The organism is Roseateles aquatilis (assembly GCF_002205645.1).
GTDB lineage: Bacteria > Pseudomonadota > Gammaproteobacteria > Burkholderiales > Burkholderiaceae_C > Roseateles > Roseateles aquatilis.
The window spans coordinates 105779-127769 of sequence record NZ_NIOF01000016.1; the positions used below are offsets into that span (position 1 = coordinate 105779).

General features: G+C 70.6%; 21 protein-coding genes. 2 read left to right on the forward strand and 19 right to left on the reverse strand.

Translation table 11 applies throughout. The features are described 5' to 3' along the window. Positions 1-15: 15 nt before the first annotated feature. Together CDN99_RS24475 and tagH are read right to left on the reverse strand one after the other, a co-directional pair. Positions 16-897, reverse strand: coding sequence for a PP2C family protein-serine/threonine phosphatase (locus CDN99_RS24475; RefSeq protein ID WP_088387728.1), 882 nt, complete (start codon positions 895-897; stop codon positions 16-18). 9 nt (positions 898-906) lie between these two features. Then, a complete protein-coding gene (gene tagH / locus CDN99_RS24480) occupies positions 907-2892 on the reverse strand; it encodes a type VI secretion system-associated FHA domain protein TagH (RefSeq protein ID WP_088387730.1) in 1986 nt (661 codons plus the stop codon). 230 nt (positions 2893-3122) lie between these two features. Between tagH and CDN99_RS24485 the strand changes: the two genes are divergently transcribed. Together CDN99_RS24485 and CDN99_RS24490 are read left to right on the forward strand one after the other, a co-directional pair. Then, complete coding sequence (locus tag CDN99_RS24485; RefSeq protein ID WP_141100968.1) at positions 3123-4076, forward strand: LysM peptidoglycan-binding domain-containing protein; 954 nt, start codon at positions 3123-3125, stop codon at positions 4074-4076. 158 nt (positions 4077-4234) lie between these two features. Beyond that, entirely contained in the window at positions 4235-4543 is a 309-nt protein-coding gene (locus CDN99_RS24490) for a hypothetical protein (protein WP_141100969.1), read from the forward strand. A gap of 109 nt (positions 4544-4652) precedes the next feature. Here the strand turns inward: CDN99_RS24490 and CDN99_RS24495 are convergent, their stop codons facing one another. From CDN99_RS24495 to CDN99_RS24575, 17 genes are all read right to left on the reverse strand, one after another. Continuing rightward, complete coding sequence (locus CDN99_RS24495) at positions 4653-5681, reverse strand: hypothetical protein (RefSeq protein WP_088387736.1); 1029 nt, start codon at positions 5679-5681, stop codon at positions 4653-4655. Between the two features lie 230 nt (positions 5682-5911). After that, positions 5912-6841 carry a tetratricopeptide repeat protein gene (locus CDN99_RS24500; protein ID WP_088387738.1) on the reverse strand — a complete coding sequence of 310 codons (930 nt, stop codon included), beginning with the start codon at positions 6839-6841 and terminating at the stop codon, positions 5912-5914. Between the two features lie 20 nt (positions 6842-6861). Further along, positions 6862-7947, reverse strand: coding sequence for a polysaccharide deacetylase family protein (locus CDN99_RS24505; RefSeq protein WP_141100970.1), 1086 nt, complete (start codon positions 7945-7947; stop codon positions 6862-6864). Beyond that, positions 7944-10400, reverse strand: a complete 2457-nt coding sequence (locus CDN99_RS24510) for a protein kinase domain-containing protein (RefSeq protein ID WP_088387742.1) — start codon at positions 10398-10400, stop codon at positions 7944-7946. The genes CDN99_RS24505 and CDN99_RS24510 overlap by 4 nt, the downstream gene beginning before the upstream one ends. Positions 10401-10573: 173 nt before the next feature. Next, positions 10574-11314 (reverse strand): hypothetical protein, encoded by a 741-nt coding sequence (locus CDN99_RS24515; protein WP_088387744.1) that lies wholly within the window; start codon positions 11312-11314, stop codon positions 10574-10576. A 30-nt stretch (positions 11315-11344) separates the two neighbouring features. Then, positions 11345-12082, reverse strand: coding sequence for a hypothetical protein (locus tag CDN99_RS24520; protein WP_088387746.1), 738 nt, complete (start codon positions 12080-12082; stop codon positions 11345-11347). A 15-nt stretch (positions 12083-12097) separates the two neighbouring features. Beyond that, positions 12098-12895 carry a hypothetical protein gene (locus CDN99_RS24525; protein WP_141100971.1) on the reverse strand — a complete coding sequence of 266 codons (798 nt, stop codon included), beginning with the start codon at positions 12893-12895 and terminating at the stop codon, positions 12098-12100. A gap of 29 nt (positions 12896-12924) precedes the next feature. Beyond that, a complete protein-coding gene (locus tag CDN99_RS24530) occupies positions 12925-13314 on the reverse strand; it encodes a PAAR-like domain-containing protein (protein WP_088387750.1) in 390 nt (129 codons plus the stop codon). After that, positions 13311-14393 (reverse strand): hypothetical protein, encoded by a 1083-nt coding sequence (locus tag CDN99_RS24535; RefSeq protein WP_088387752.1) that lies wholly within the window; start codon positions 14391-14393, stop codon positions 13311-13313. The genes CDN99_RS24530 and CDN99_RS24535 overlap by 4 nt, the downstream gene beginning before the upstream one ends. Then, entirely contained in the window at positions 14390-15490 is a 1101-nt protein-coding gene (locus CDN99_RS24540) for a DUF2169 family type VI secretion system accessory protein (RefSeq protein ID WP_088387754.1), read from the reverse strand. The genes CDN99_RS24535 and CDN99_RS24540 overlap by 4 nt, the downstream gene beginning before the upstream one ends. Continuing rightward, a complete protein-coding gene (locus tag CDN99_RS24545) occupies positions 15487-16794 on the reverse strand; it encodes a TIGR02270 family protein (RefSeq protein WP_088387756.1) in 1308 nt (435 codons plus the stop codon). The genes CDN99_RS24540 and CDN99_RS24545 overlap by 4 nt, the downstream gene beginning before the upstream one ends. Positions 16795-16802: 8 nt before the next feature. After that, a complete protein-coding gene (locus CDN99_RS24550; protein WP_088387758.1) occupies positions 16803-17321 on the reverse strand; it encodes a DUF6484 domain-containing protein in 519 nt (172 codons plus the stop codon). Positions 17322-17338: 17 nt separating this feature from the next. Then, on the reverse strand, positions 17339-19615 hold the full coding sequence (locus CDN99_RS24555) for a type VI secretion system Vgr family protein (protein WP_088387760.1): 2277 nt from the start codon (positions 19613-19615) through the stop codon (positions 17339-17341). A 242-nt stretch (positions 19616-19857) separates the two neighbouring features. Then, positions 19858-20361, reverse strand: coding sequence for a hypothetical protein (locus CDN99_RS24560; RefSeq protein ID WP_088387762.1), 504 nt, complete (start codon positions 20359-20361; stop codon positions 19858-19860). A gap of 117 nt (positions 20362-20478) precedes the next feature. After that, the gene (locus CDN99_RS24565; RefSeq protein WP_088387764.1) at positions 20479-21252 is read right to left on the reverse strand and encodes a cell division cycle protein 123 family protein; all 774 of its coding nucleotides are present in this window, start codon (positions 21250-21252) and stop codon (positions 20479-20481) included. 5 nt (positions 21253-21257) lie between these two features. After that, positions 21258-21443, reverse strand: a complete 186-nt coding sequence (locus CDN99_RS24570) for a hypothetical protein (protein WP_141100972.1) — start codon at positions 21441-21443, stop codon at positions 21258-21260. Positions 21444-21450: 7 nt separating this feature from the next. Beyond that, positions 21451-21987 carry an SMI1/KNR4 family protein gene (locus CDN99_RS24575; RefSeq protein ID WP_088387768.1) on the reverse strand — a complete coding sequence of 179 codons (537 nt, stop codon included), beginning with the start codon at positions 21985-21987 and terminating at the stop codon, positions 21451-21453. Positions 21988-21991 lie beyond the last annotated feature (4 nt).

A 21991-nucleotide genomic window follows, 5' to 3' on the forward strand; every position in this document is an offset into this window, starting at 1 on the left:
GCGCCCGTCCGGGCGCTAAAGCGGCATGCGTCGTGTCGTCTCGTCCTCGTCGGCCGCTTCCAGGGCCTCGACCGCCTCCGGCGCCGTGCCCGGCTCCTCCGTCGATGCCTGCGCGGGCGCCATCGACGCGTCCGGCGCGGGATCGCCGATCCACACCGCGATCGCGCTGAAGTTGTCCTGGTCGGGCAGGCCGCGTTCCTCGATGGCGACGCGCATCGCGCCCAGCCAGTCCTCGGGGGACGTCGAGGCGCTCAGCGTGCGCGGGATCAGCGCATCGCCGGCCGTGCCCCACCAGCCGTCGCTGCACAGCAGGAAGACATCGCCCTCGCGCAGCGGCTGCGGCGAGGTGGTGTGCGGGTTGAGCTCGTCCTCGATGCCGAGCGCGGCGACGAGGTGGTTCTTGTGCGGGTGATCCTCGGCCTGCTCGCGCGTGAGCAGGCCGGCCTCGATCAGCATCTGCACGACGCTGTCGTCCTGCGTGATGGTGTCGATGTTGCCGCCGCGGATGCGGTACAGGCGCGAGTCGCCGACGTGCGTCCACATCGCGAAGCCGCGCTGCGCGTCGACGCACAGCGCGACGACCGTCGTGTGCATGCGGTCGCGGCCGCTGCCCTCGACGCCGCGGCGCACGTCGTCGTGGGCGGCCAGCACGGCACCGGTCAGCAACTCGGGCCGCCACGGCAGCGTGGCGTCGCCCAGGCTGACCTGCATGCGGTGCACGGCGCGGCGCGCCGCCTCCGCGCCGTTGCGGTGACCGCCGGCGCCGTCGGCCAGTACGGCGTACCAGCCGGGGCCGTTCTCATGGGCCGCGACGGCGTCCTCGTTGTTGGCGCGCGCGCCTTGTTCACTGCAGGCGGCGACCCGGATCTTGAGCATGGTATTGGAAGCGAAGGACATGGGCACCGGTCAGGCCGCGGTCGAGGTCGGCGCGACGCCCGGACGTTGGTTCAGGCGTTCGAGCTGATCCTCGTAGGCCTCCAGGAAGGCCTTGCCGAAGAGCGTGTGGAAGTCCTCCTGCGCCTCGTCGCGGATGGACTCGAAGTGCTGCAGGTACAGCTCCCACAGCTTGGCCTTGCGATTCATCGCAAGCACGCTGTCCAGCATCGACCGGCCGGTCAGCTTGGCCTCCAGCGCCGACGGCTGGAAGCGCGTCAGCACGCCCTCCAACGCCGCGCGCGTCCCGGCCATCGTGCCGATCGTGTGGCCGACCAGGTCGCGCATCGCGTCCTGCATCGCCGCCGGGCCGGGCAGGAAACCGCGCACCGGCGGCTGCAGCAGTTGCTCCAGCGCGGATTGCGGATCGGGGGAGAACTTCAGCGGGTTGTTCTCGCGCGAGCGGATCACGGTGACCTGCGCCCGCAGCTCGTGCTTGGTGGCGGCGCGCACGGCCATCATCTGCAGCGCGCCGTCGACCGACGCGTGGAGCAACTGGCCGATGACGCGCATCAGGTCGGCGTTCAAGCCTTGGGGCGGCGCGGCCATGCGCACGCCGGCGCCCTCGCAGAACGCGGCCCACAGGGCGGCGGCGTGGGCGGCGGCATCGCTGGCGCCACTCGCCGCGCCGACGCCCGAGGGCATCGCGGCCATCGGCTGCGCATGGGGCATGGCCGGCATCGGCGCTGCATGGGGGGGAGCCGGGAACTGCGGCTGACCATGCGGCTGCAGCTGCAAGGGGGACGACTGCGCAGGCAGGGCCGCGTGGGGAGCGCTCGGCATGACCGGCGCGGGAATCTGCGGCGCGATGGGAGTGGGGATCGCCGGGGCCGTCACCGCAGGACTGGCGAAGGCGGCCACCGGCGTGGACACGGCCTCGGGAATGGGCGGAGGCGGCGTCCGCACCTCCGGTGGGCGGAACGAGGAATGCAATGCCGGGGTGTGATCCGGCAAGGCGGGCGTGTGCGGCTCGGCGTCGGGCACGCTCGCGGCCTGCGCCGATCCGAACAGCGCCAGTGGATCGGACGGCATCGTGTCGCGGGCGCCACCGCCGGCCCCCTGCGTCGCCCCGGCCATGAATCCGGCGAGCGGGTCGCTGCCGGAAGGCTGCAGGCCGAAGAGGTCGTCGAGGGAGCGATTGCCTTCGCCCGGCACGAGGTCGGCGAAGGCGCCGCCGAAGCCGACATCGTTGACCGGCGCCGAGGATGGCGGCTCCGGGGGCAGCCGCGTATCGAAGCCGCCGAAGGGGTCGAACGGGGAGGCGGCCTGCGATGCCTGCGATGCCTGCGACATGGCGGGCGGCGGCGCGGGACGGGGCGCCGGCGGGGCGAACGGATCGAAGTCGTCGGGCAGCAGCGCCGGGCTCGTCGGCGGCGCGGGAGTCGGCATGGACGCGGGCACCGTCGCGAACGGGCTGGCAGCGGCGGGCGCCGGCGCATCGAAGCCCATCGGCGCCTGCGCGGGCGTGCCCAGCAGGTCGGCGAAGGGGTTGGAGCTGGACAGCGGCGCGGCCTGCTGACCCGGGAAGCCGCGCGCGGCGGCGGTCGCGCCGGCCGACACGGACGGTCCGCCCACGCCGGGCGCGGCGCGCGGCAGGTCCGGCGCGCGCCGCACGACGGTCATCGCGCTGTCGGCCTCGTCGCGCTCGTTCTGGACTTCGAGCAGGTAGCCGCCGATGCGGACCTGGTCGAGGTGGCGCAGCGGCACCGCCTGCCCCTGGCCGACAGGCTGGCCGGCGACGGTGATGGGGTTGGCGCTGCCGACGTTGCAGATCACGAAGCCGGCCGCCTCGACGCGGATTTCCGCCTGCTGGCGGGAGATGTGGCGCTCCGGGTCCGGCAGCGCCATGGTGTTGTGATCCGCGCGCCCGATGGTGCCGCCCTCGGCGTCGAAACGCGCCGTGATGGGCTGCGTCAAGGGCAGGTCGTTGAGCGACACCGCGCGCAGGGTGAGGGTCATGGGGCGGCCTTTGGACCTCGAGAGAGTGGCACAGGATGTTTCCGCGTCTGCCGCCGCCCTTCAATGAACGAAAGTCACCTGTGGCTGGCAAGTCCCTGTTTCATACTGCATCCCGCTCGATTCCTGACGCGATGCCGATGCCGATGCCGAAAAAACTTCAACGCGCCGACATGCCGATCACACCGCCCCCGCCATGCCCGCCGGCCCCGGCCGCCCTGCCCCGGCGGGGCGTGTCCGTGGGCTCCGCGCTGCTGCTGAGCCTGGTGCTCGCCGCCTGCGCCAACCAGCCCAAGAGCCCCGCGCCCGAGCCGGTCGCCCCCGCCGCCTCGGCCCCGGAGGCGCCGCCCCCTCCTCCGCCCCCGCCGCCCCCACCCACGGCGGCCGAGCAGGCGCTGTCCCAGAAGACCGCGGTGCAGGCGATCGACCTGCTCGAGGCCGGCCAGGAAGACCAGGCCCGCGCCGAGCTGCAACGAGCGCTGACGCTGGACCCCGCCAACAAGCTGGCCAACAACCTGATGCGCCAGATCACCGGCGATCCGGTGGCGATGCTGGGTCGGGAGTCCTTCGCCTACACCGTGCAGTCCAACGACACGCTGTCGCGCATCGCCGGCCGTTTCATGGGCGACATCTATTCCTTCTACATCCTGGCGCGCTATAACGACATCAAGGTGCCCAAGCAGGTGTCCGGCGGCCAGCAACTGCGCATCCCCGGCAAGCCGCCGGCGGGTCCGCTGTACCCACCGGCCGCGCGCGGCAAGCCCGATCCGAAGGGCACGACGCCAGCCGCGGTTCCCGCCACGCCCCCCACGCCCGCGACCGCGACCGCGACGCCCGCGCCGGTGGTGCCGACCGCGCCGCCGCCGCCGCCCGAGCTGACGCCCGGCGAGAAAGCGATGCGCGCCGGCGAGGCGCACGAGCGCGCCGGCCGTCTGGACAAGGCGATGGAGGAGTACCGCCGGGCCGAGGCCGCCGAGCAGGGCGGCGCGACCGCCAGGATCGAAGGCGTGCGCAAGAAGCAGATCGACCGCTTCACGCTGGCGGCACGCACCGCGTTCGCCAAGCAGGATCTGGCCGGTGCGATCCGCGGCTGGGACAACGTGCTGAAGCTCGATCCGAACAACGAGCTGGCCAAGCTGGAACGGCAAAAGGCGGTGAGCTTGAAACAGAAGGCGGATCAGCTGTGAAGTGAGGCGGCGCGGGGCTCGATCGCGCCCGCTTCACACCCGCCGTCCACCCATGACAGGGGCCCGTTCAACGGCCCGATCCGCAGTTCACGACACGTCTCGACGTGCAGCCCGCAGGTCCGCATACAACCCCGCATCGAGCAAGCGGAGGATTGAACATGCAGACGACTCCTGAAGCGGCTGTCGACGAGAACGCCGGGCTGACCGCGCCCCATCCAAAGCAGAGTTACTTGAAGGCCAACATCGCGACGGTGCTCGCCATCGCGATCGCCGCGACCGCGACCTGGATCACGGCCATGAGCCTGGTCGACGCCCACGGCATCGGACCCACGCACTTCGGCCAGGCGGCCGATGCCGGCAGGCGGGCGTACTCGGGCGTGTTCCTGTGGGTCCTCGACGGCGTGGCGCTCGTGCTCGTGGCCGCCCTCGCGCGGCTGGCGCGTCGAGGGTTCCGTTCCGGTCGGTGAGGCGAGTCCGCCCAGGGCAAGCGGATCCACGGGGTGAGAGGGGCCCAGCGGCCCCTCTCCGATCACCGGCAGACGGCCATGCCTCGCGACATGACCGCCGCGCGCGTTCTCAAGGCTCTTCGCAGCCCTCGCCCGGGCGCGTCACGTTGCACACCCACCGCCAATCGACCCAGGCCTCGTCCTTCAACTCGATCGAGAAGGACAAGCCCGGAACGTTGACATCCATCCGCAGCGGTATCCCGGTCACCACATTGCCGTAGGGCAATTGCATGCCGCGCACGACGTCGACCGGCGCGGCCTGGCCCAGCTTGAGGGTCATCTGGCTGTTGGCCACGATGTAGTCGAAGTTGTTCCAGACGTAGTCGCCGATGCGGAAATCCTGCCCGTTGGGCAGTCGCACGACCGATTCGCGAGGCACCAGCTGGTGCAGCCCCGATCGGAAGTTGTTGCCGCTGGCGACCACGAACAGCGCGGAATCGAGCTTGCTCACCGAGGTGGCGATACCGGCTTCGATCTTCGCGTCGATCTTGCCGGTGATCTTGTCGGCGATCAGGTCACCCACCACCGGCAGCAGCCAGGACAGGTTGCTGTCGCACCAGGTGGAGGAGTTGGACGTCGTGGTCATGCCCACGGAGCCCGGCGTCACCCCGCTCCCGACGCTCCCGATCTGGCCCACGATGCGGGTGTTGGTCATCGTCAGCACGTTCTGGCAGTCGTAACGGACGATGCCGCCGAAGGACCCCCGAAAGGAACTGACCGCCCGGTAGTCGAGCCCGCCGATCTCGACGCGCCCGACGCCGGACGAGACCGGGGTCAGCACCACTTGCAGATCGCCGCTGACGGTGCCGCTCAACAACTCCACGCCGTTCTTCTGCAGCTCCGGCCGGATGGCGTCGTTGATCCCCGACTGGATATACACCGGGACGCCGAGGGCATATCCGCTGATGGTGCTCAACGGGCCGTACGCGGACCTCGGCTCGTTGAACGAGGCGGCACCGCCGTTCACCCTGACCGTCGCCGTGTAAAAGCGGTTCTGCACCTGGGGCACCCAATCGGCCCACGCCGAACCAGTCGCCGCCAGCAGCGGCATCAACGCGACCGCGCGCGCGAAGCGTTGAACTGTCTTCTCGATCGTCATGCATCACTCCCTGAAGCACGCCTGTTTGGCGCCGAGTGATGCTACGGGATGGGTCGGCGCCTCATCTCCTGCGGGAGGTGACGGCACGGATGCCCCGTTTGCGCTGCCTGTCTTGGCCGACGCCGAATCGTCCCCGGGGCCCGATCGATTGGCTCATATCGGCACGGCCCGTTCCGACATGGCTCGCTTGGACATGGCGCGAATCGGCGGTACGTCGATTGGTCACCGCGTCAGCGCTTGTCACGCGCCGCCGTACCTGCCCCACCGCCCTTCCCCGCCGCCTCATCGATCCACTGCCTCATCAACGCCGTCGCCCGCGCGTGTTTGGGATCGACCTTGAGGCACTTCTGCAGCCAGCCCATCGCGCCGGCCTTGTCCGACGCCGCGACCTTCTCGGCCTTGCGGACATACAGGTCGGCCAGCAGGCGCCTGGCGGACGGATCGGCGCGATCCTGCGGCGTGCGTTTCTCCAGCAGTCGGATCGGCTCATCGACCTCGCCTTGCGCGGCGAGCATCGCGATGTGTTCGAGCTCGTTGCGGTCCGGCGCCGGCTGGGCCTTCGCGGCGGCCGCGGCCTTCGGCGTCGGCACCGTTGCCGGCGTCGCCTTGCGCAGGGTGATCCGCGATGGCGTGCCCAGGTAGCTCTTGCGGTTGCGATCCTTCTCGATCGATCGCAGGGCGTCGGCGGCCGGGCCGTTGTCCGGTTGCAGCGCGAGCGCCTGCAGGTACTGCGCGGTGGCGCCGTCCAGGTCGCCGCGCTTTTGCGCCTGCTGGCCCTTCTGCAGGCGCTCGGCCACGCCGCCGTCGATCAGTTGCCGCGTCGCGGCCAGGCTGTCGCGATAGCCGGTGTTGTCGGGGCGAAGCACGGTCAGCACTTCCCATGACATCGCCGCCTCGGCCAGGTCGCCGTCCTTGGCCTGGTCCTGGGCGCGCTGGAGCTGGGCGGCCTCGAAGGCGGACTGCGGCCCCTTGCCGACAGGCCCGGGCTCGCCGCCACGCGAGCCGACCTCAGGTCCGCTGACGCAGGCCGACAGCGCCAGCGCGGCGGCCAGCGCCGCGGCGACCGCAAGTCGAGACCGGGATCGCGGCGGCATCGTGGAGGCCGCGCCGAAAGCAGCCAGGCCCGCGGACATCGACATCGCCGTGGTCGCGGTCGGCATCCCCGACGTCATCGCCGCCCTCATGGCGTCTGCCCGATGCGGCGGCTGGTCTGCAGCCGGGCCTTGAAGGCCTCGAGGTCGTGGTCGCCGAAGATCATCGTGCGGCGCAGCATCAACGGCTGCGCGAAGAAGGCGTTGCCGCCGGGATTGACGGTCACCGCCAGCGTGTACTTCTGGCGCGTCAGCGTGTCCAGCACCTGCTCGTTGGCGTCGCCGTAGGGATAGGCGTAGTGACGCACCTGGCCGCCCAGCTTCTGCTCCAGCTGGTCGCGCGGCCCGGCGGTCTCCTGGTCGAGATTGCGGCGATAGCGCTCGTCGTTCTCGCCGGCGGCGCGCTCGATCAGGTTGCGGTGGGACTTGGAGTGCGACTGCACATCCATCAGCCCAGAGCCCTGCATCTCCGCCAGTTGCGCCCAACTGACCGCGTCGCCCGCGCCGACGAAGTCGGTGTAGACGAACATCGTCGCGGGCAGGCCCAGCTTGCGCAGCACCGGATAGGCGAAGCGGTAGACCGACTCGTAGCCGTCGTCGAAGGTCACGACGACCGACTTCGGCGGCAGCGGCTCACGGCCTTCCAGGTAGCCGGTCAGTTGCGAGAGCCGCAGCACGCGATAGTCGTTGCGCACCAGCCATTCCATCTGCGCCGCGAAGTTGGCGGGGGACACGGCCATCTTGCCGCCCGTGGTGCCGATCCGGTGGTAGCAGAGGATGGGCACCGTCTGGTAGCTGCCCGCGTGCACGCCGGTCGGATTGAGCGGCTTGAGCGGCACGATCAGCGGCTGGCCCGCGTCGACCTTGGCGACGCCGCCGTTGGCCGCCGCGATCTGCCAGTCGCGGTCCTCGCCGCCGAGCAACCGGCCCGCGATGCCGCGCAGCGACTCGCCGGCCACGGGCACGTAGATCAGCAGGCGGTCGCTGCGCGCGACGATCTCGCCGGCCACGGCGGCGGCCGATGTCGGCGGCGGCGCGGGCTGCGTCGGCGGGGTTTCGTGGAGGGTCGGCGAGGCGCAGCCGGCCAGCGTCAGCACGGCGGCGGCCAGGGCGGCCTGCGCCGCGGGCCTGAGGGCCAGGTTCATGTCGGGCAATGCCTTCAAGGGTCGATTCAAGGCTTGGTCTCTGGTGACGACGACGGCGGAGACGTCGACGAGGACGAGGACGTCCGCGCCTCTTGCGATGCCGGCGCCGAAGGCGCCAGCGGCGGTGCCGGCTGCGTCACATCGCCGGACGGCGTCGCGGCGTCGACGCCGGCCTGCCGCTCGGCTGCGAAGGCGGCCGCCGGCAGCGGTCCGGCCGTCACCGGCGCCGCCTCCTTGGCGGCGGACGCGGCCAGCGCCTGCCGGTCCTGCAGCGCTTGCGCCGCGCGGTCGAAGGCCGCGTAGAGCAAGCCGAACTCGTCCTTGCGCTGCTCGCGGATGCGGAAGTCGACGCGGCCTCGGGCGATCTCGTCGAGCGCGTCCACCACCAGCCGGATCGGGCGCGAGAACCAGTTGGCCACGAAGAACATCGCGATCGCGACCGCCAGCACCGTCACCACGGCCAGCACGGCCATCAGCGTGCGGGACAGCCGCGCGACGCTCTCCAGCGGACGCTCCGGCAGGCCCAGCGCCACGCGCCCGACCGGCTTGCCCTGGAAGGTGATCGGCGATTCGAAACCGAGCACCGCCTCGCCGCCGGCCTGGTAGCGGGTGCGCTTGGCGCCGCCCTGCTCGCCCAGCGTCTCGCCGGGCGGCGCCTGGTAGGGCTTGCCGACGGCGTCGGCCTGGCTGGACGCGGTGACCACGCCGGCGCGATTGATGACGGTGACGCTGGCGAAGTCCCGGGTCTTCATCACCTCCTGCAGCGACACGTCGACGGCGATCCAGTCCTCCTCCAGCGCCGAGGTGGCGTTCTGCGCCGCGATGAAGCGCGACAGCGCGGAGCCGTAGTCGGCCACCTGCTGCATCAGCGCCTCGTTCTGGCGCTGCAGGATGATGGAGCAGCTCACCGCCATCACGACGGCGACGATGCCGGCCATCATCGCCGCCCATTTCACGCGCAGCGGCACCAGGCGCGGGCCGCTCTTGGCGCGGGCCTCCTCGTCGATCTCGTTGAGGACCTTCACCAGCGCGTCGGCCAGCTCGGTGCCGGTCTGGAAGCGGTGCTCCGGGGCCTTGGCCAGGCAGCGGTCGACGACGCGCCGCAGCGACGCGGGGATGCCGGGCCGCAGCTTGTTCAACGGCGTCGGATCGTCCTTGGCGATCTTGAGCGCCAGGTTGACGACGCTGTCGCCGCTGAAGGGCCGCTGGCCGGTCAGCATCTGGTACATCACGATGCCGGCCGAGAACAGGTCGGAGCGGCCGTCGATCTTCTCGCCGTTCATCTGCTCGGGGGCCATGTACTGCGGCGTGCCCAGCACGTCGCCGACGCGGGTGCGCTGCTCCCCCTTGGTGGACTCCATGTGCGCGATGCCGAAGTCCATCACCTTGATGTCCAGCGTGCCGCGCACGCGCGCGATGTTGCCGGGCTTGATGTCGCGGTGGACGATGCCGCGCTTGTGCGCGTAGTCCAGCGCGCGCGCCAGCTGGATGGACATCACGACGGTGTCGCGGATGGGCAGCGGCTGGCCGGGCTCCAGGATGTCGGCCAGCGGCTCGCCGTCCAGCAGCTCCATCGCCATGTAGGGCCGGCCGTCGACCTCGCCCACGTCGTGCACGGTGACGATGTTGGGATGGGACAGGCCGCCGGAGGCGCGCGCCTCGCGCAGGAAGCGCGCGCGGTACTCCTCGTCCTCGCACAGCGAGGCGTGCAGGAACTTGATCGCCACGTCGCGGCCGATGCCGGGATCATGGGCCTTGAACACGCTGGCCATGCCGCCGCGGCCGATGCGGTCCAGCACCTGGAAGCGGCCGACCTGGCGCACGGGGACCTCGGCGCTGACGGTGGCCTTGGCGGCGAGCGAGCCGCCCGGCAGCGTGCCCGTCGACGGCCGCTTCACCGGCGTGGCCTCGGCGGCGGCGCGCAGCGACGCGACGGCGGCGACGGCGTCGGGATCGAGCACGGTCTGGGCGAAGCCCTCGGGGGCGTCGGGCTCGTCGTCCGGCTCGGTCGGCTCGGCGCGATGAGGCGCTGCGGCCGCGGGGGGCGCGATGTCGGGAGTGATCGCAGGCGCGGGCGGCGGCGCGATGGCGCCGGTGCTGGCGCCGGCGGCCGTGGCCGGCGGCTGGGACGGCGCGCGCGACATCAGCAGCGAGGCAGGCGCGATGACGGTGTGGTCGGCCTCGGGGTCGATGTCGGGCTTGCGGCTGCCGCGCAGCGAGTAGGTGTCCGGGAAGGCGGTCTCGGCGAAACCGTCCTCGGGCTCGGGCTGGAGGGTCTCCAGGTCGTCGTCATGCGCCGCCGGAGGCGCCTGGGGCGCGGGCGGCGCGGCACGATTGGCGGCGGTGTTCGGCGGCATGCGGTCCAGCGGCGTCCCGGCGGGGACGATGCGCGTCGCGTCCGGATCCAGCAGGGGGTCGTCGCCCGGCGCCGCCGGTCCGGTGCCCGGCTTCGCCGGACGGGATTTGCCTTCAGGTCGTGACATCGAACGCCTCGCCGCGACGAGGATCGCCGCCCAGACCGCATCGTCCGTGTCGCGGGGATCGGGGGCAATGAACGAAAGTCACGCGGGCCCGGGGACGGACACCGCCGGGCACCGATGCGTCAACGCAGGCCGTCGCGAGCGCCGGTCCCTGTCCGCCGGCCCGACCTGACGGATCAGCAGCGCGGGACGACGTAGGGGACGCCGAAGAAGCCGGCATCCACCAGGGCCTTGGGCGTGGCCAGCAAGGGGTTGGCCTGCGCCCGCGCGTCGGCGAATTGCTGCTCCAGGAAGGCGCGATCGCCGACGGGGTCGGGGACCGCCATCGGATTCAACACGCTGGGGCCGACCAAGGGCCCGAGCCGCTCGGCCAGTTCATCGTCGAACAGGTCGTCCGCCGGATCCAGCACCGGCGGCGGCGAATGCGCCAGGAGCCGCGGGCCGATGGCCTCCAACCAGGCGTCGAATCCCGCACCGGCAGGCATGACGTGTCGCGCCAGGCGCACCAGGACGCGGATGCTGTCGTGCAGATCCCCGGAAAACTGCCGCGCCTGGGTCAGTCCGCGCTGGAGCCAGGTGTAGGCGCACCACAGCGGCCCCGCGATCGGTCCGACCCACGCCGTCCGGCGCAACTCGCAGTAGGCCAGATAGCGGGGATCGACCGTGGCGCACCAGCCGGCTTGCAGGACCAGCAAGGGATCCGCTCGCGATTCGAGCCCCTCGAAACGCCAGACGATCCATTCATGAACGGCGACGGCCAGCGCCAGGGCCGCCCGCGGCGATAGGCCCTGCAACAGCGCCTCCGACACCGGCGCGGCGTGATCGCGTTGCTCAAGGCCGCGCGCGTCGTCCCACAGGAAGCCGATCGCGCGGCGGTCCGCCTCCGGGATCCGGATCCAGGGCGGGCGACTCAGCATGGACCGATGCTGACGATGCCCACGGCAGGACTACCGGCCATAGGGCTGGCCTTCGAATCCCAGCTTCGCCATCTCTTGGGCGCTCCTCAGGTACGGGTTGGCCGACGGGTCGAGCCCGGCCAGGAAGGCGTCCACGCGAGCCCGCGCGTCCTCGGTCGTCGTCCAGGCGAAATCCGGCCAGAAGAACTCCGGCGGCACCGGCTTCCAGACCAGTTGCGAGTCCTCGTCATCGGCGTCGTCGTCCTCGACGGCATAGTGCGCCTTGGCCTTCTTCAGGGCCTGGCTCAGCCACGTCGAGAAGCCCTTGTGCGCCCCCATGACCTGGCGCGCGAGCAGCACCGTCGACATCGCCTCACCCTGCAGTTCGTCGCCGTCGATGGCGGAACCGAAGATCCAGAAGAGCAGCGTGCGGGCCACCCACAGCGGCTCCTCGGCCTTCGGCGGCGAGATCTTGGCGAACAGCGGCGGATCGGTCAGGCTGGCATAACGCAGGTCGGCGCACAGCGCCCACATGGCCTCCACGCGCTGCATCGTGTCCTGCACATCCTGCGCCGGAGCCACGCCGTCCACGCGGGCCACCACCCACTGCACGCACGCCAGGCCGAGGCCGAAGGTCGCCTCGTCGCGCAGCTCGCTCAGTTGACCGGCCAACCGGATGTTGCGCTCGTCGTCGTCGTCGAGCAGCGTGTTGCGGATCGGTCGATCCCATTCGAAATCGAATGGCAGCGCCGACAGATTCATGCGCGTCAGGTAGTCCGGCAGATTCACGTTGAGTCCTTCGAGTCACTTCACCAGGGTGGCCATGCTGCGCCGCGCCTTTTGCGCGAACATCGTCTCGCTTTGATTCGACAGCGGCTTTCCATTCTTCTTCGTGCCGTTGATCTTCTTCATCAACGACTGGTACCCGTCTTCCTTGTCGCAGTCTTCCAGGGCCTGCGGCTTGTTCTCGGCATCGCAGATCACGATGACGATCTCGCAGGCCTGCGCGGCGTGGCACAGCATCTCGTAGCAATTCGGGCAAGGCATTCCGGAGCGCCCCGTGCCCACGGCCTTGAGCGGGCGACCGCGCAGGATAGCCCGGCGCCAGTCGATCTTCAGCAGCATGCTGCCGCCGCGCATCGAGTCGCCCATGTTGGAGAGCGTGTTCACGATCTTCGCCTCGGCATGGTAGGCACACCGCTGCGTCGGATGGCGATACGACTTCTCGCACAGGACACCGTCCTCGCCCCGCCCTTGTGGCGGCGTCGTGTTGTCCGCGGACGGCCCGGGCAGGGACTCATTCACCGCGCCGTCGCTGGCGCCCATCATGGACAGCGCGCCGTCCGCGCCGATTCGCCGGGCCGACGAGATCGTCAATCCGCCTTCGACCGCCTTCTTGTGGCTGGCCTCCAAGGCCTCGCGCCGCGTCTTCGCCAGCTTGTCGGCCGCCGGACTCGCATCGTCCTGCGCCAGTCGCTGCTTGGCGTCGGCGGCGTAATCCTTCCTTGCCTTCTCGTTGGCGGCGTCCATGGTCTGGCAATGGTTCTGCGTGAACATCGAGATGTCCGCCGCCCCTGTCTTGGTCCCGACCGCAGTCCCCATGGCTTTCCTCCCCGTGCCTTCCGATGGCGTCAGGCGCTGTTGTTCATCGTCATGTCGAGCAGGCGGACGATGTTCTCGCCCTCGACCTTGACGTTGAAGGACCACGCCACGGCGATCGCCTTGCCCTGGATGCAATGGTCGACGACGTTCATGCCCAGCGAGCGCGTGGCCGCCTCGTCACCCTTGCTCGTGCCGTGATTGGACTTGTTCTTCATGCTCACCTGATCGCCGCCGATCTTCACGCGGCGCGTGCCGTCACCCGTGTCCTTGGCCTTGGAGAAGTTGGGATACGGGATCGGCACCGGACCGGCCGGCGGCGACGGCGGCGAGAGGCAGACGTCGGGCATCGCGCCCAGCACGTGGGTGTTGTCGTTGACGGCGGAGACCTCGCGGCTGTTGGCGAAGATGTTGCGGCTCATGACGGCTGCGCTCCCAATGAGGGCGACCCATTTCCGCCGGGCACGGCCCGGGCGATCATCGCGCCGCGCCCGCCTTGATCGCTGCCGACATGGCAGAGCGCCGTCGGGCCCGGCGCATAACCTTCGTCCAGCGCATGCCAGGCCCACGCCAGCAGACACGGCACGATCGCCGCGCCGATCTCGCCCAGATACTCGATCGGATGCCAGAGATCCAACGGCGTCTCGCGCGGCCCTTCCTGAAGGCGAAGCGCGGCGATCATGGCTTCCTTGAACTTGTAATGCTCGCCCGACAGGTCGGTCACCCGGTAGGCCACGTCGTCCAGGCGCAGACGTGCCTGCCGCAGCGCTTGCCCGACCGCGTCCGTCAAGCCGTCGCCGCGCGTGGCGAGCGTGCTGTCGATCGTGCCGCGTTCGACCCCTTCGCCACAGCCCACCACGGCAAGGCCCCCTGCTTCGCCGGGCGCGAGGGACACCAGCACCGCGGCCCCCGCCTCCCCGGCGTGCAGGCCGTCGATGTTCATGGCGGTGAGCAACCGCCGCCGCTGCGCCAGGCTCTCCAGCGTGGCACGCTCCAGCAGCGAGTCCACGCCCGCCACGATCGCGCGGCGATCCGCGCCGCCGGCCAGCCACTGCCGCGCCGCCAGCAGCGCGTGCAGGCCGCCGATCTGGTCTTCCTGGAAGACCATCGACGCGGGATGCAGCGCGTCATCCAGGCTCTGCGCGAGCAGCTCGGGCAGCGCGGCGGCCAGGTCCGCGGGCCGGCCGGGACGATCCGGCGCGCTGGACGCGATGAACAGCGGCACCTCACGCAGCCGCAAGGGCGCCGCGGACGCCTGCAGGCACTCCCAGATCGCCGGCGCCAGCAGGCCCGCCAGCAAGCGGGATCCGCCCCACCGCTGCGGCAGCGACACGCGGCCGCACGGCAGCGGCTCCCCGCTGACCGGGTCCAGCCACCCGGACGCCCGCACGCCGCTGACACCGGCCCGCAGCGCCGCCAGGGTCGACGGCGCGTTGTAGCCCACCGCGGACACGATCCCGCAGCCGATCACGAACAGAGGCCCCGCCTGCGCCGCGCTCATGACGACCGCCTCCGCCGCGCGGCGACCGCCTCGGCGAGGCTCGCGTAGTAGCGCTTCTCCGGAAAACGCCGGGCCCGGTGCCAGGCCGCCGACATCTCTCCCGCGATCGTCTCCCTGACGTCGAACACGCTCTTGCCCAGCGCGATCGCCGTGCGCCAGACCAGCGAGAAGCGCTCCGCGTCCGGCTCCAGCACGACCGTGTCGAGTACCGCGTCCTGCGTGACGTCGCGTCCCCGGTGCGGAATGAAAGTCACCGGCATGCGCTCGCGCGGCAGCTGGAAGCCGCGGCGCCCGTCCGGCGTCAGGTTGAGCAGCGTCACTTCCTCGCCGCCCGCCGGATGCGCGATGAGCTGGTCCGGCGGCGCCGCCTGAAAGTAGCGCTCGTCGAAATCGTCCGGCCAGAACGGCGCGCGCGACGTCTGCCACGCCTTGTCGTAGGTCCCCGCGTAGCCCGCGCGCGGCGTCCAGTTGCGACCGATCGGCGAGAACGCCATGGGCCGGTAGCTCTTGCGCGGGTGCTCCACGGGTTTTCCGGACTCCTCGGTGTTGGGCAGCGGCTGTCCGTCCAACCGCTCCATGTGTCTGCGATAGCCGCGCCCGACCGGGTTCTCGAGATAGGTGAAGGTGCGCCCGAGGTCGGCCTCCGTCGCATCCGTGCCGCCGAAGGCGACGTCGTAGCTCAAGGGCAGCGCGACGAACGGCGCCGGCTCCGACTGCCCCAGCCCGAGCACGCCCTGGCGCCACTCGCGCGGGCCCACCACGTCGAACTGCTTGGTCATCGCGCCGACCCGCAGCCCCACCGGGACGCGCCTGGCCGGCGCGCCGCCGGGCGCATGCGCGCTGCCCACCAGCAGCACGTCACAGGCGGGCTTGCGATGGGCGTAGTCGCTGTCGAAGAGCGGCGCGGTCAGGCCCGCCTCGCCGCTGAACACGTCGTGCTCCACCAGCGGCAGTTGCGTCGGGGCGATCGTCGGCGCCTCGCCGTTGCGCGGCAGCCGGTAGGTCCGCTTCATCATGACGACGAGCAGCTCACGACCGTCGCGCTGATATCCGACGGTCCATCCGGCCTTGCCGCCGCTCTGGTCGACGAAGTTCATGCGGTGTCTCCCGGCGCGAGCCAACGTCGCTGCCAATCGGCGCGCGAGCGGGTCGAGAACACCCGGGCGCCGGGCCGCAGCCGCGCCAGCTCCAGCGCGGCGCCCTGCCGTTGCCGCTGATAGCCGTTGCGCAGGACCTCCACCGCCACCGCCGTGTCGATGGCCCGGCCGACCAGGTAGCGCCGGCCGCCGACGAAGCGATGCCGCTCCTGCGACCACCAGCGCCGCAGGGCCCGCGGCGCCGGCGGCGGCAGGTCCTCGTCGTCGACATGCGGCTCGGGGCCGTCTTCCGGCGCGAGCGGCGCGGCGGCGCCCGGTGCCGGCCCGCCGTCCTCGGGCTCCGCCGTCCCGGCCTTGAAGGCCGCCAGGTCCAGGTCGATGCCCGTGATCATCGCGAAGGATTCGGCCGCGACCCGCGCCAGCGTCGGATGGTCGAGCAGGTCCAGCAACCACGGCACGACCAGCGGGTCGCCCAGCCGGCCGGCCGCCATCACCGCCTCGCGCGCGCGGCCGGCATCGGCCGCGAGCGCGCGGATCTGCTCGCGCGCCCAGCCCGGGTCGCCCAGGCGCATCGCGACTTCCAGCGCCTCCTGGGCCAACTCGGGGATCTCACGCGCCTGCGCGAAGGCCTCGTGCGCGCGCGCCGCGTCGCCCAGCAAGGCGAGCGACCGCGCGGCCCAGAACCTGCAGGCGGGATCCGGGTCCGTCATCGCCCCCGCCAGCAGCGCCGTCCGGTCCTTGCGCTTGGTCTCGCCCAGCAGACGCAGCCCCTCGGCGCGCAGCAAGGGATCGGGATGGGTCGCCGCCTCGGCCACGGCGGTGCGCACGGCGCTGTCGCGTTCCGGCGGCGGCGTCCAGGTCAATCCGACATGCAGGGCCAGCGCCGGCAGCGATGCCGCCGCCGGCCCGAGCACGGCCGCGCCTTCGGCGGACCAGGCCAGTCCTTCGACGACCGCGGCGCGCCAATCCGGCCCGGCCTGCGTCATCTGCAGCGCGGTCTGCAGCGACGCCTCGCCGCCGCGCCGCGCCGCGAGGTAAGCCAGGACGAACGCCGAGCCCGGTTCGCCGTCGGCCAGCGTCCGCCGCGCGGCCTCCCATCCGGGGACGCCGCCCACGCGCAGACCTTCGAGATGCGCCACCACGCGCGCGTCGAGCAACGCCAGGTGCTTGAGCCGGTAATGCGGGGCCCGGACCGCATGCTCGCGCTGACGCCAGAGGAAGGCGGCGTCCTCCGCGTGCTCGTCCAGCACACGCCGGTTGATCAGCCCCGAGACCTGCGCCGGAGCAATGCCCAGGATTTGCATGCCTCGGATCAATTCAGATGCACGGAGCCGCCCTGCACGCGATGGGCGCCGACGGCCTGCGCCAGGATCTCCTCGCCGCGCAGCTCGATACGGCCGTCCGCGCGCAAGGTCAGGCGCGCCTTGCCGCAGCGCAGCGTCAATGCGTGGCGCGCCGTCACGACCAGGTGCTCGCCGTCGGCGTCGACTTCGGCGTGCGTCACGCCGGCCACCTCGGCGGCGGCGGGCGTGTCGGCGCCGCGTACGACCCCGATGACCACGGGGCGTTCGCGATCGCCGTCCTCGAAGACCAGCAGCACGGAATGACCGACATGCCCCGCATGCAGGTCGACCACGGTGCGCGCTCGCGCCGTGCGAACGGCCGGCGCGGCAGGCGCGACAGGGGGGATCGGCTCGCCCCCGGGCAGGCCGACGAAGGCGGTGACGCCGCCGTCCAGCAGCGCCAGCAGTTCACCGACCTGCGGCATCGAGGACGGTCCGGCGGCGGCGGAGCCGGAACGCGGCGACAGGGTGGTCTGGGACTCGGTCATGGCATGCTCCTGTCGCCTCAGCTGTTCTGCTTGATGTTCGGACCGCCCTTGAGATTGAGGTCGCCGCCCGCCTTGATATTCACCTTGCCGCTGCCCTGCACGGTGATCTCCTTGCCCTTGAGCGTGATGTCGCCGTTGCTCTTGAGGATGAGCTCCGCGGATCCGCACTTGAGGACGATCTCGTCCTTGGCCTGGACACCGACCTTGGCGCCGCTGTCGACCAGGTAGTTGTTGCCCGACTTGAAGCTCATCTTGTCGGCGGCGTCGGCGGCATAGGAGGCGCCCGTCTTCTGGCTCATGTTCTTGCCCGACTGATGGCTCATCGTCGAGCCGGCCGTGACCGACTTGCTGGCGCCGACGGTCTCGGAGCTCAAGCCGCCGACGGCCACCACCTTGGCCGCGCCCACCTCCTGCATCAACGCCGCGCCGACCGCGTGATTCATCGCCGCGCCGACGGTCAGTGCGTAGACGGCGCCGATGGTCTCCGCCTTCATCAGCGAGACGGTCACCGTCTGCGTGCTGCCGAAGCTTTGCGTGTCGGCCGCGCCGACGGTCAGCGTGCGCGTCGCGGCGACGCTCTCGACCTGGTTGGCGCCGACGGTGAGCGTCTCGTTCGCGCCGATCGACTTGCTGCGATTGGCGCCGACGCTGATGTCCTGGTTCGAGCCGACCGTGAGGCTCTGGTTCACCCCGACCGACTGCGTCTGGTTGTTGCCCACCGTCTCCGAATCGTCCACGTCGACCTGGTCGGTGCGGTTGTTGTGGATGGTCGAGGTCTGGTCGTGCTCGACCGTGGTGCCCATGTCGTATTGGCCGTGGATGGTGATCTTCTCCTTGCCGGCGGTGTCGTCCATCGACAGCTCGTTATAGCCGGCGCCCTTGTGGGTCTTGGACTTGATGCCGCTGACGACGGCGCCGGCCGGCAGGCCGTAGGGCGGCATGGACTCGGCGTTGTAGACGCGGCCGGTGATCAGCGGCTGGTCGGGATCGCCCTCGACGAAGTCCACCACCACCTCCTGCCCGATGCGCGGGATGGAGACACCGCCCCAGCCCTTGCCCGCCCAGGGCTGCGAGACGCGGATCCAGCAGGAGCTGGTCTCGTTGCGCTGGCCGCGGCGGTCCCAGTGGAACTGCACCTTCACCCGGCCGTAGCGGTCGGTGAAGATCTCCTCGCCCGACGGGCCGGTCACGATGGCCGTCTGCGGGCCCGGCGCCATCGGCTTGGGCGTGCGGCGCTCGGGACGGAACTGCTGGTCGGCGGGAATGGCGCTGAAGCGGCAGCGCAGCCCGGACTCGCCGGAGGCCGACTCGCTGGCGGCCTGCCGCAGCTGGATGCTGGTGCCGGTGATCAGGTACCCGGCGTTCTGGTCGTCGCGCGGATGGCGCGTCAGCGTCAGCAGGTGGCCGGTGGCGACGCCCTGCGCGTTGGTGTCGCCCTCGACGCGGGCATAGGCGGTCTGGATCTCGTCGAGCCGGTCCTCGGCGTACTGGCCGCCGTCGCCGGTCTGCAGGTAGCCGCCGGGATAGTCGAAGATCTCGCCGTCGGACAGGTCGTAGTCGCGCGCGCGGTCCTGCTTGGTCTGCAACGAGGTGGAAGGACGCTCGAAGTCGAAATCGGTGATGACGATCTTGCCGGGCTTGAGGCTCTCCTGCGCGGTCCAGGCGTCGACGAACTCCAGCGCCGGCGGCGTGTTGCCCGCCGCGCCGTAGAACGGCAGCGACTCGCAGCCCGGCGCGGCGTCGTGGGCGGACGCGGAGTCCGTGAGGATCAGCGTGTGGCCGCCCTCGTCATGCGTGAAGTACCAGTAGATGCCCTCGTTCTCCAGCAGCCGGGCGACGAAGTTGAAGTCGGTCTCGCGGTACTGGACGCAGTAGGTCCAGGTGCGGTACGGGCGCTGCAGACGGAACTCGTGACGCGCGACGGGGTGGTCGTCGAAGACCGCCTTGACGATGTCCGGGACCGCCATCTCCTGGAAGATGCGGCAGTCCGCGGTGCGCGTCAGCAGCCAGAGCCAGGGCCGCAGCGTCATCTGGTAGACGCTGTACTTGCCCTCGAAGCCGCTCAGCGCGAAGCGCGTGACGTAGCCGCCGAGGTGCCGCGGCGCGTCGGCGCGCAGCGCCATCGTCAGCGTGGCGGGCTTGCCGAGCAGCTCGGCCGCGCGGATGTCCTTGCGCTCGCTCAGCAGCGTGAGCGTGGTCTCGCCGAGCTCGCTCAGCCCCTCTCGCGACATGCAGGCATGCACGCGGAGGTCGTCGTCGGACAGGGCGGTCTTGAGGCGGAAGGGGGCAACCATGAGGGGGCCGTATCGAGCGGTCCCTCACGGTAGGCATGTGCGATGAGCGCCGAAAGCGACCAAAGTCATTCGCGGCGCGCCGGCGATGTAAAGGCGTGATACGGCGGTATGACACTGTCACCGGCATGGGTGACGCGGATCGTCACGAGGCCGCGTTCGGCCGCGCGCGGCCCCACGAACCGCCTGGGCGCGCGACGCGGCGCGCCACCGCTCGGCGGGGCACGATGCGCGCCCCGCCTTGATCACATCTCGATCGGTGGCGAAACGGTGATCGTCAGCACCGCGCCGTCATCGGCGTAATCGGCCGTCAGCTCCAGGCCGTCGACCAGCCACTGCTCCCATTCGACGACGCCCTCCTCTTCCTCGCCGTCGGACGGCTCGCCGTACTCGCGCAGCGCGTCCTCGCGCGTCGTCACCGGACCGGCCGCGAACGGCGCGTGGCCCTCGTAGGGCTCGACTTCCTCGCTGCCCTCGGGGTAATAGAAGACGGCGCTCAGCACCTGCCCGCCCGCGCCCTTGGGCGCGCCGTGGTCGGCGGCGTAAGCGTCGCTGCTGGCGAAGGCCATCACCACGCCCACCTCCTTCAACAGGACGAAACCGGCGCGGATCTCGCGGCGACGTTTCTGTGAAAGCTCCGTCGGCGCGGCGCCGCCGGCGTTGCCGGGGCTGTGCGCGAGGATCGCGGCGACCAGCGACGGATCGGCGTCGGTGAGGCCGAGGAGACTGGGCAGGGTATCGGGGGTCATGAAGGATGGGCTGGAAAGAAGGCCGGAGCGTCGCAAGGCGCAACGATACCCCGGGATCCTCGCACCGACCGCGCCGGCGCTCAAGCACGCCGCGGAACGGGCGCCCTCATCGGGGCATCAGTTGCAGCGCAACGATCCGTCGAAGTCGTCCGGCCGGCGCCAATCGAACCACCCGGCATCGGTCATCGCATGCCATGGGTTGAGCTCCGCCAGCACGAGTCGCGGCGGCGCCGCGTCGTCGAGCACGCGACCGTCCCAATCGGGCGCCACGATGTCCGCCACCACGGAGTCCCGCGGCAGCAGATCCATCCATGTTCGACTGTATTCAGCGATCAACCGATGAAGCACGCCCGCTCGGGCGCGCACGGCCGGCGGCAATGAGGGTTGATTGCGCAGATGCGTGATGCCGATCAGGCGACGGTCGCGAATGAAGCAACGGAACTCGGCCCAGGGCTCGATGGGTACCCAACGTCGGACCACCAGGATCGGCAACACGCGGACGGAGGCCAACATCGCCACGTCCTCCTGGCAACGCCGCGACTCCCTCAAGGCCAGCATGGCCATCCACGGCGAGGGGAAGCGTCCCTTCAGTCGCTGGAACAGCGACGAATCCTTCGGACTGCGCCACTGCGTGCGCACGAAAGCCTCGGCGCCGAAGGCCTCGAACGCCGGCTCGAGTTTGTCGATCAAGGCGCTCGCGGCGGGATCGGTGTATCCCCACACCGGTCCTCGCCAGAGCGGTCCGTGCCGCAGCAAGTCCACCTGCGCGCCGTCCAGATAGATGAACCGGGTCTCGAAGGAGTGCGAGAGCAAGTCCTCCGACCATTCGCTCGGCAACGTGGGCTTGCAGTAGTCGTAGAAGGCGGGAGGCATCCCGACGGCAATGGTCATGAGGATCAGCTCGGATCGGCAGGGGGGCCGGCCTTGAGGAAATCGGTGAACGTCGGCGCGACGTTGCCGATCTCGAAGGCGCTGATGTCTTCCTTCGTGATCGCCGGGCCGTCCTCGGGGAGCGGGAACGCCTTCGTCGAGGCCCCTCCGAGTCCATGGCCGTCACGGGTCGACACTGCGTGCTCGCTCATCGGCGTCTCAGGACGCATCATCCGGTCGTGCGGACCGGAGAAACTGATTGAACGTGGGCGCGACCAGCCCAATGTGCTCGAACGACATGGGTGAAGGAATCGCCCAGGTCGAGAGGAAGAATATCTTGCCCGTGAGTTCGCCCTCCAGTCCGATCAGAAACAATGAATTGCCAGGATCGGTTCCGATGGGCAAGAGGCCCGGGGGATGCAGATCCTCGTTCCAGGTCATGCAGTCGTCGAGATTCGCGCCCCCTCGATACGGCGAGGTGGACTCCTTTCCCTCGAACAGGCTGAAGGTCAGCGACAACAACGCCTCGGGACCATAGGACTGGGCCTCCTTGCCGCCCCAGTCAATAGGAAACAAGGCGCCACGGTACTCCCCCTGCTCGTTCTGCAGCCGGGGTGGCGCACCGCGATGCTCCAGCAGAAAGGCGGCGTACTCTTGAGGCAGCTTCAGGCCGTTGCGAGCCTCAAAGGCCTGTATGTCCTCCGGCGTGATCACCGGGAAGTCGTTCAGATAGGGAAACGTGATTCGCCAAGTCATGGCT

Excerpts from the sequence above, each read along its gene's own strand:
- CDN99_RS24490 (WP_141100969.1), top strand. The coding sequence starts at position 4,235 with ATGCAGACGACTCCTGAAGCGGCTGTCGACGAGAACGCCGGGCTGACC.
- CDN99_RS24510 (WP_088387742.1), bottom strand. The coding sequence starts at position 10,400 with ATGTCACGACCTGAAGGCAAATCCCGTCCGGCGAAGCCGGGCACCGGA.
- CDN99_RS24495 (WP_088387736.1), bottom strand. The coding sequence starts at position 5,681 with ATGACGATCGAGAAGACAGTTCAACGCTTCGCGCGCGCGGTCGCGTTG.
- CDN99_RS24540 (WP_088387754.1), bottom strand. The coding sequence starts at position 15,490 with ATGAACTTCGTCGACCAGAGCGGCGGCAAGGCCGGATGGACCGTCGGA.
- CDN99_RS24525 (WP_141100971.1), bottom strand. The coding sequence starts at position 12,895 with ATGGGGACTGCGGTCGGGACCAAGACAGGGGCGGCGGACATCTCGATG.
- CDN99_RS24475 (WP_088387728.1), bottom strand. The coding sequence starts at position 897 with ATGTCCTTCGCTTCCAATACCATGCTCAAGATCCGGGTCGCCGCCTGC.
- tagH (WP_088387730.1), bottom strand. The coding sequence starts at position 2,892 with ATGACCCTCACCCTGCGCGCGGTGTCGCTCAACGACCTGCCCTTGACG.
- CDN99_RS24555 (WP_088387760.1), bottom strand. The coding sequence starts at position 19,615 with ATGGTTGCCCCCTTCCGCCTCAAGACCGCCCTGTCCGACGACGACCTC.
- CDN99_RS24535 (WP_088387752.1), bottom strand. The coding sequence starts at position 14,393 with ATGAGCGCGGCGCAGGCGGGGCCTCTGTTCGTGATCGGCTGCGGGATC.
- CDN99_RS24560 (WP_088387762.1), bottom strand. The coding sequence starts at position 20,361 with ATGACCCCCGATACCCTGCCCAGTCTCCTCGGCCTCACCGACGCCGAT.
- CDN99_RS24570 (WP_141100972.1), bottom strand. The coding sequence starts at position 21,443 with ATGAGCGAGCACGCAGTGTCGACCCGTGACGGCCATGGACTCGGAGGG.
- CDN99_RS24515 (WP_088387744.1), bottom strand. The coding sequence starts at position 11,314 with ATGCTGAGTCGCCCGCCCTGGATCCGGATCCCGGAGGCGGACCGCCGC.
- CDN99_RS24575 (WP_088387768.1), bottom strand. The coding sequence starts at position 21,987 with ATGACTTGGCGAATCACGTTTCCCTATCTGAACGACTTCCCGGTGATC.
- CDN99_RS24565 (WP_088387764.1), bottom strand. The coding sequence starts at position 21,252 with ATGACCATTGCCGTCGGGATGCCTCCCGCCTTCTACGACTACTGCAAG.
- CDN99_RS24500 (WP_088387738.1), bottom strand. The coding sequence starts at position 6,841 with ATGCCGACCGCGACCACGGCGATGTCGATGTCCGCGGGCCTGGCTGCT.
- CDN99_RS24545 (WP_088387756.1), bottom strand. The coding sequence starts at position 16,794 with ATGCAAATCCTGGGCATTGCTCCGGCGCAGGTCTCGGGGCTGATCAAC.
- CDN99_RS24530 (WP_088387750.1), bottom strand. The coding sequence starts at position 13,314 with ATGAGCCGCAACATCTTCGCCAACAGCCGCGAGGTCTCCGCCGTCAAC.
- CDN99_RS24550 (WP_088387758.1), bottom strand. The coding sequence starts at position 17,321 with ATGACCGAGTCCCAGACCACCCTGTCGCCGCGTTCCGGCTCCGCCGCC.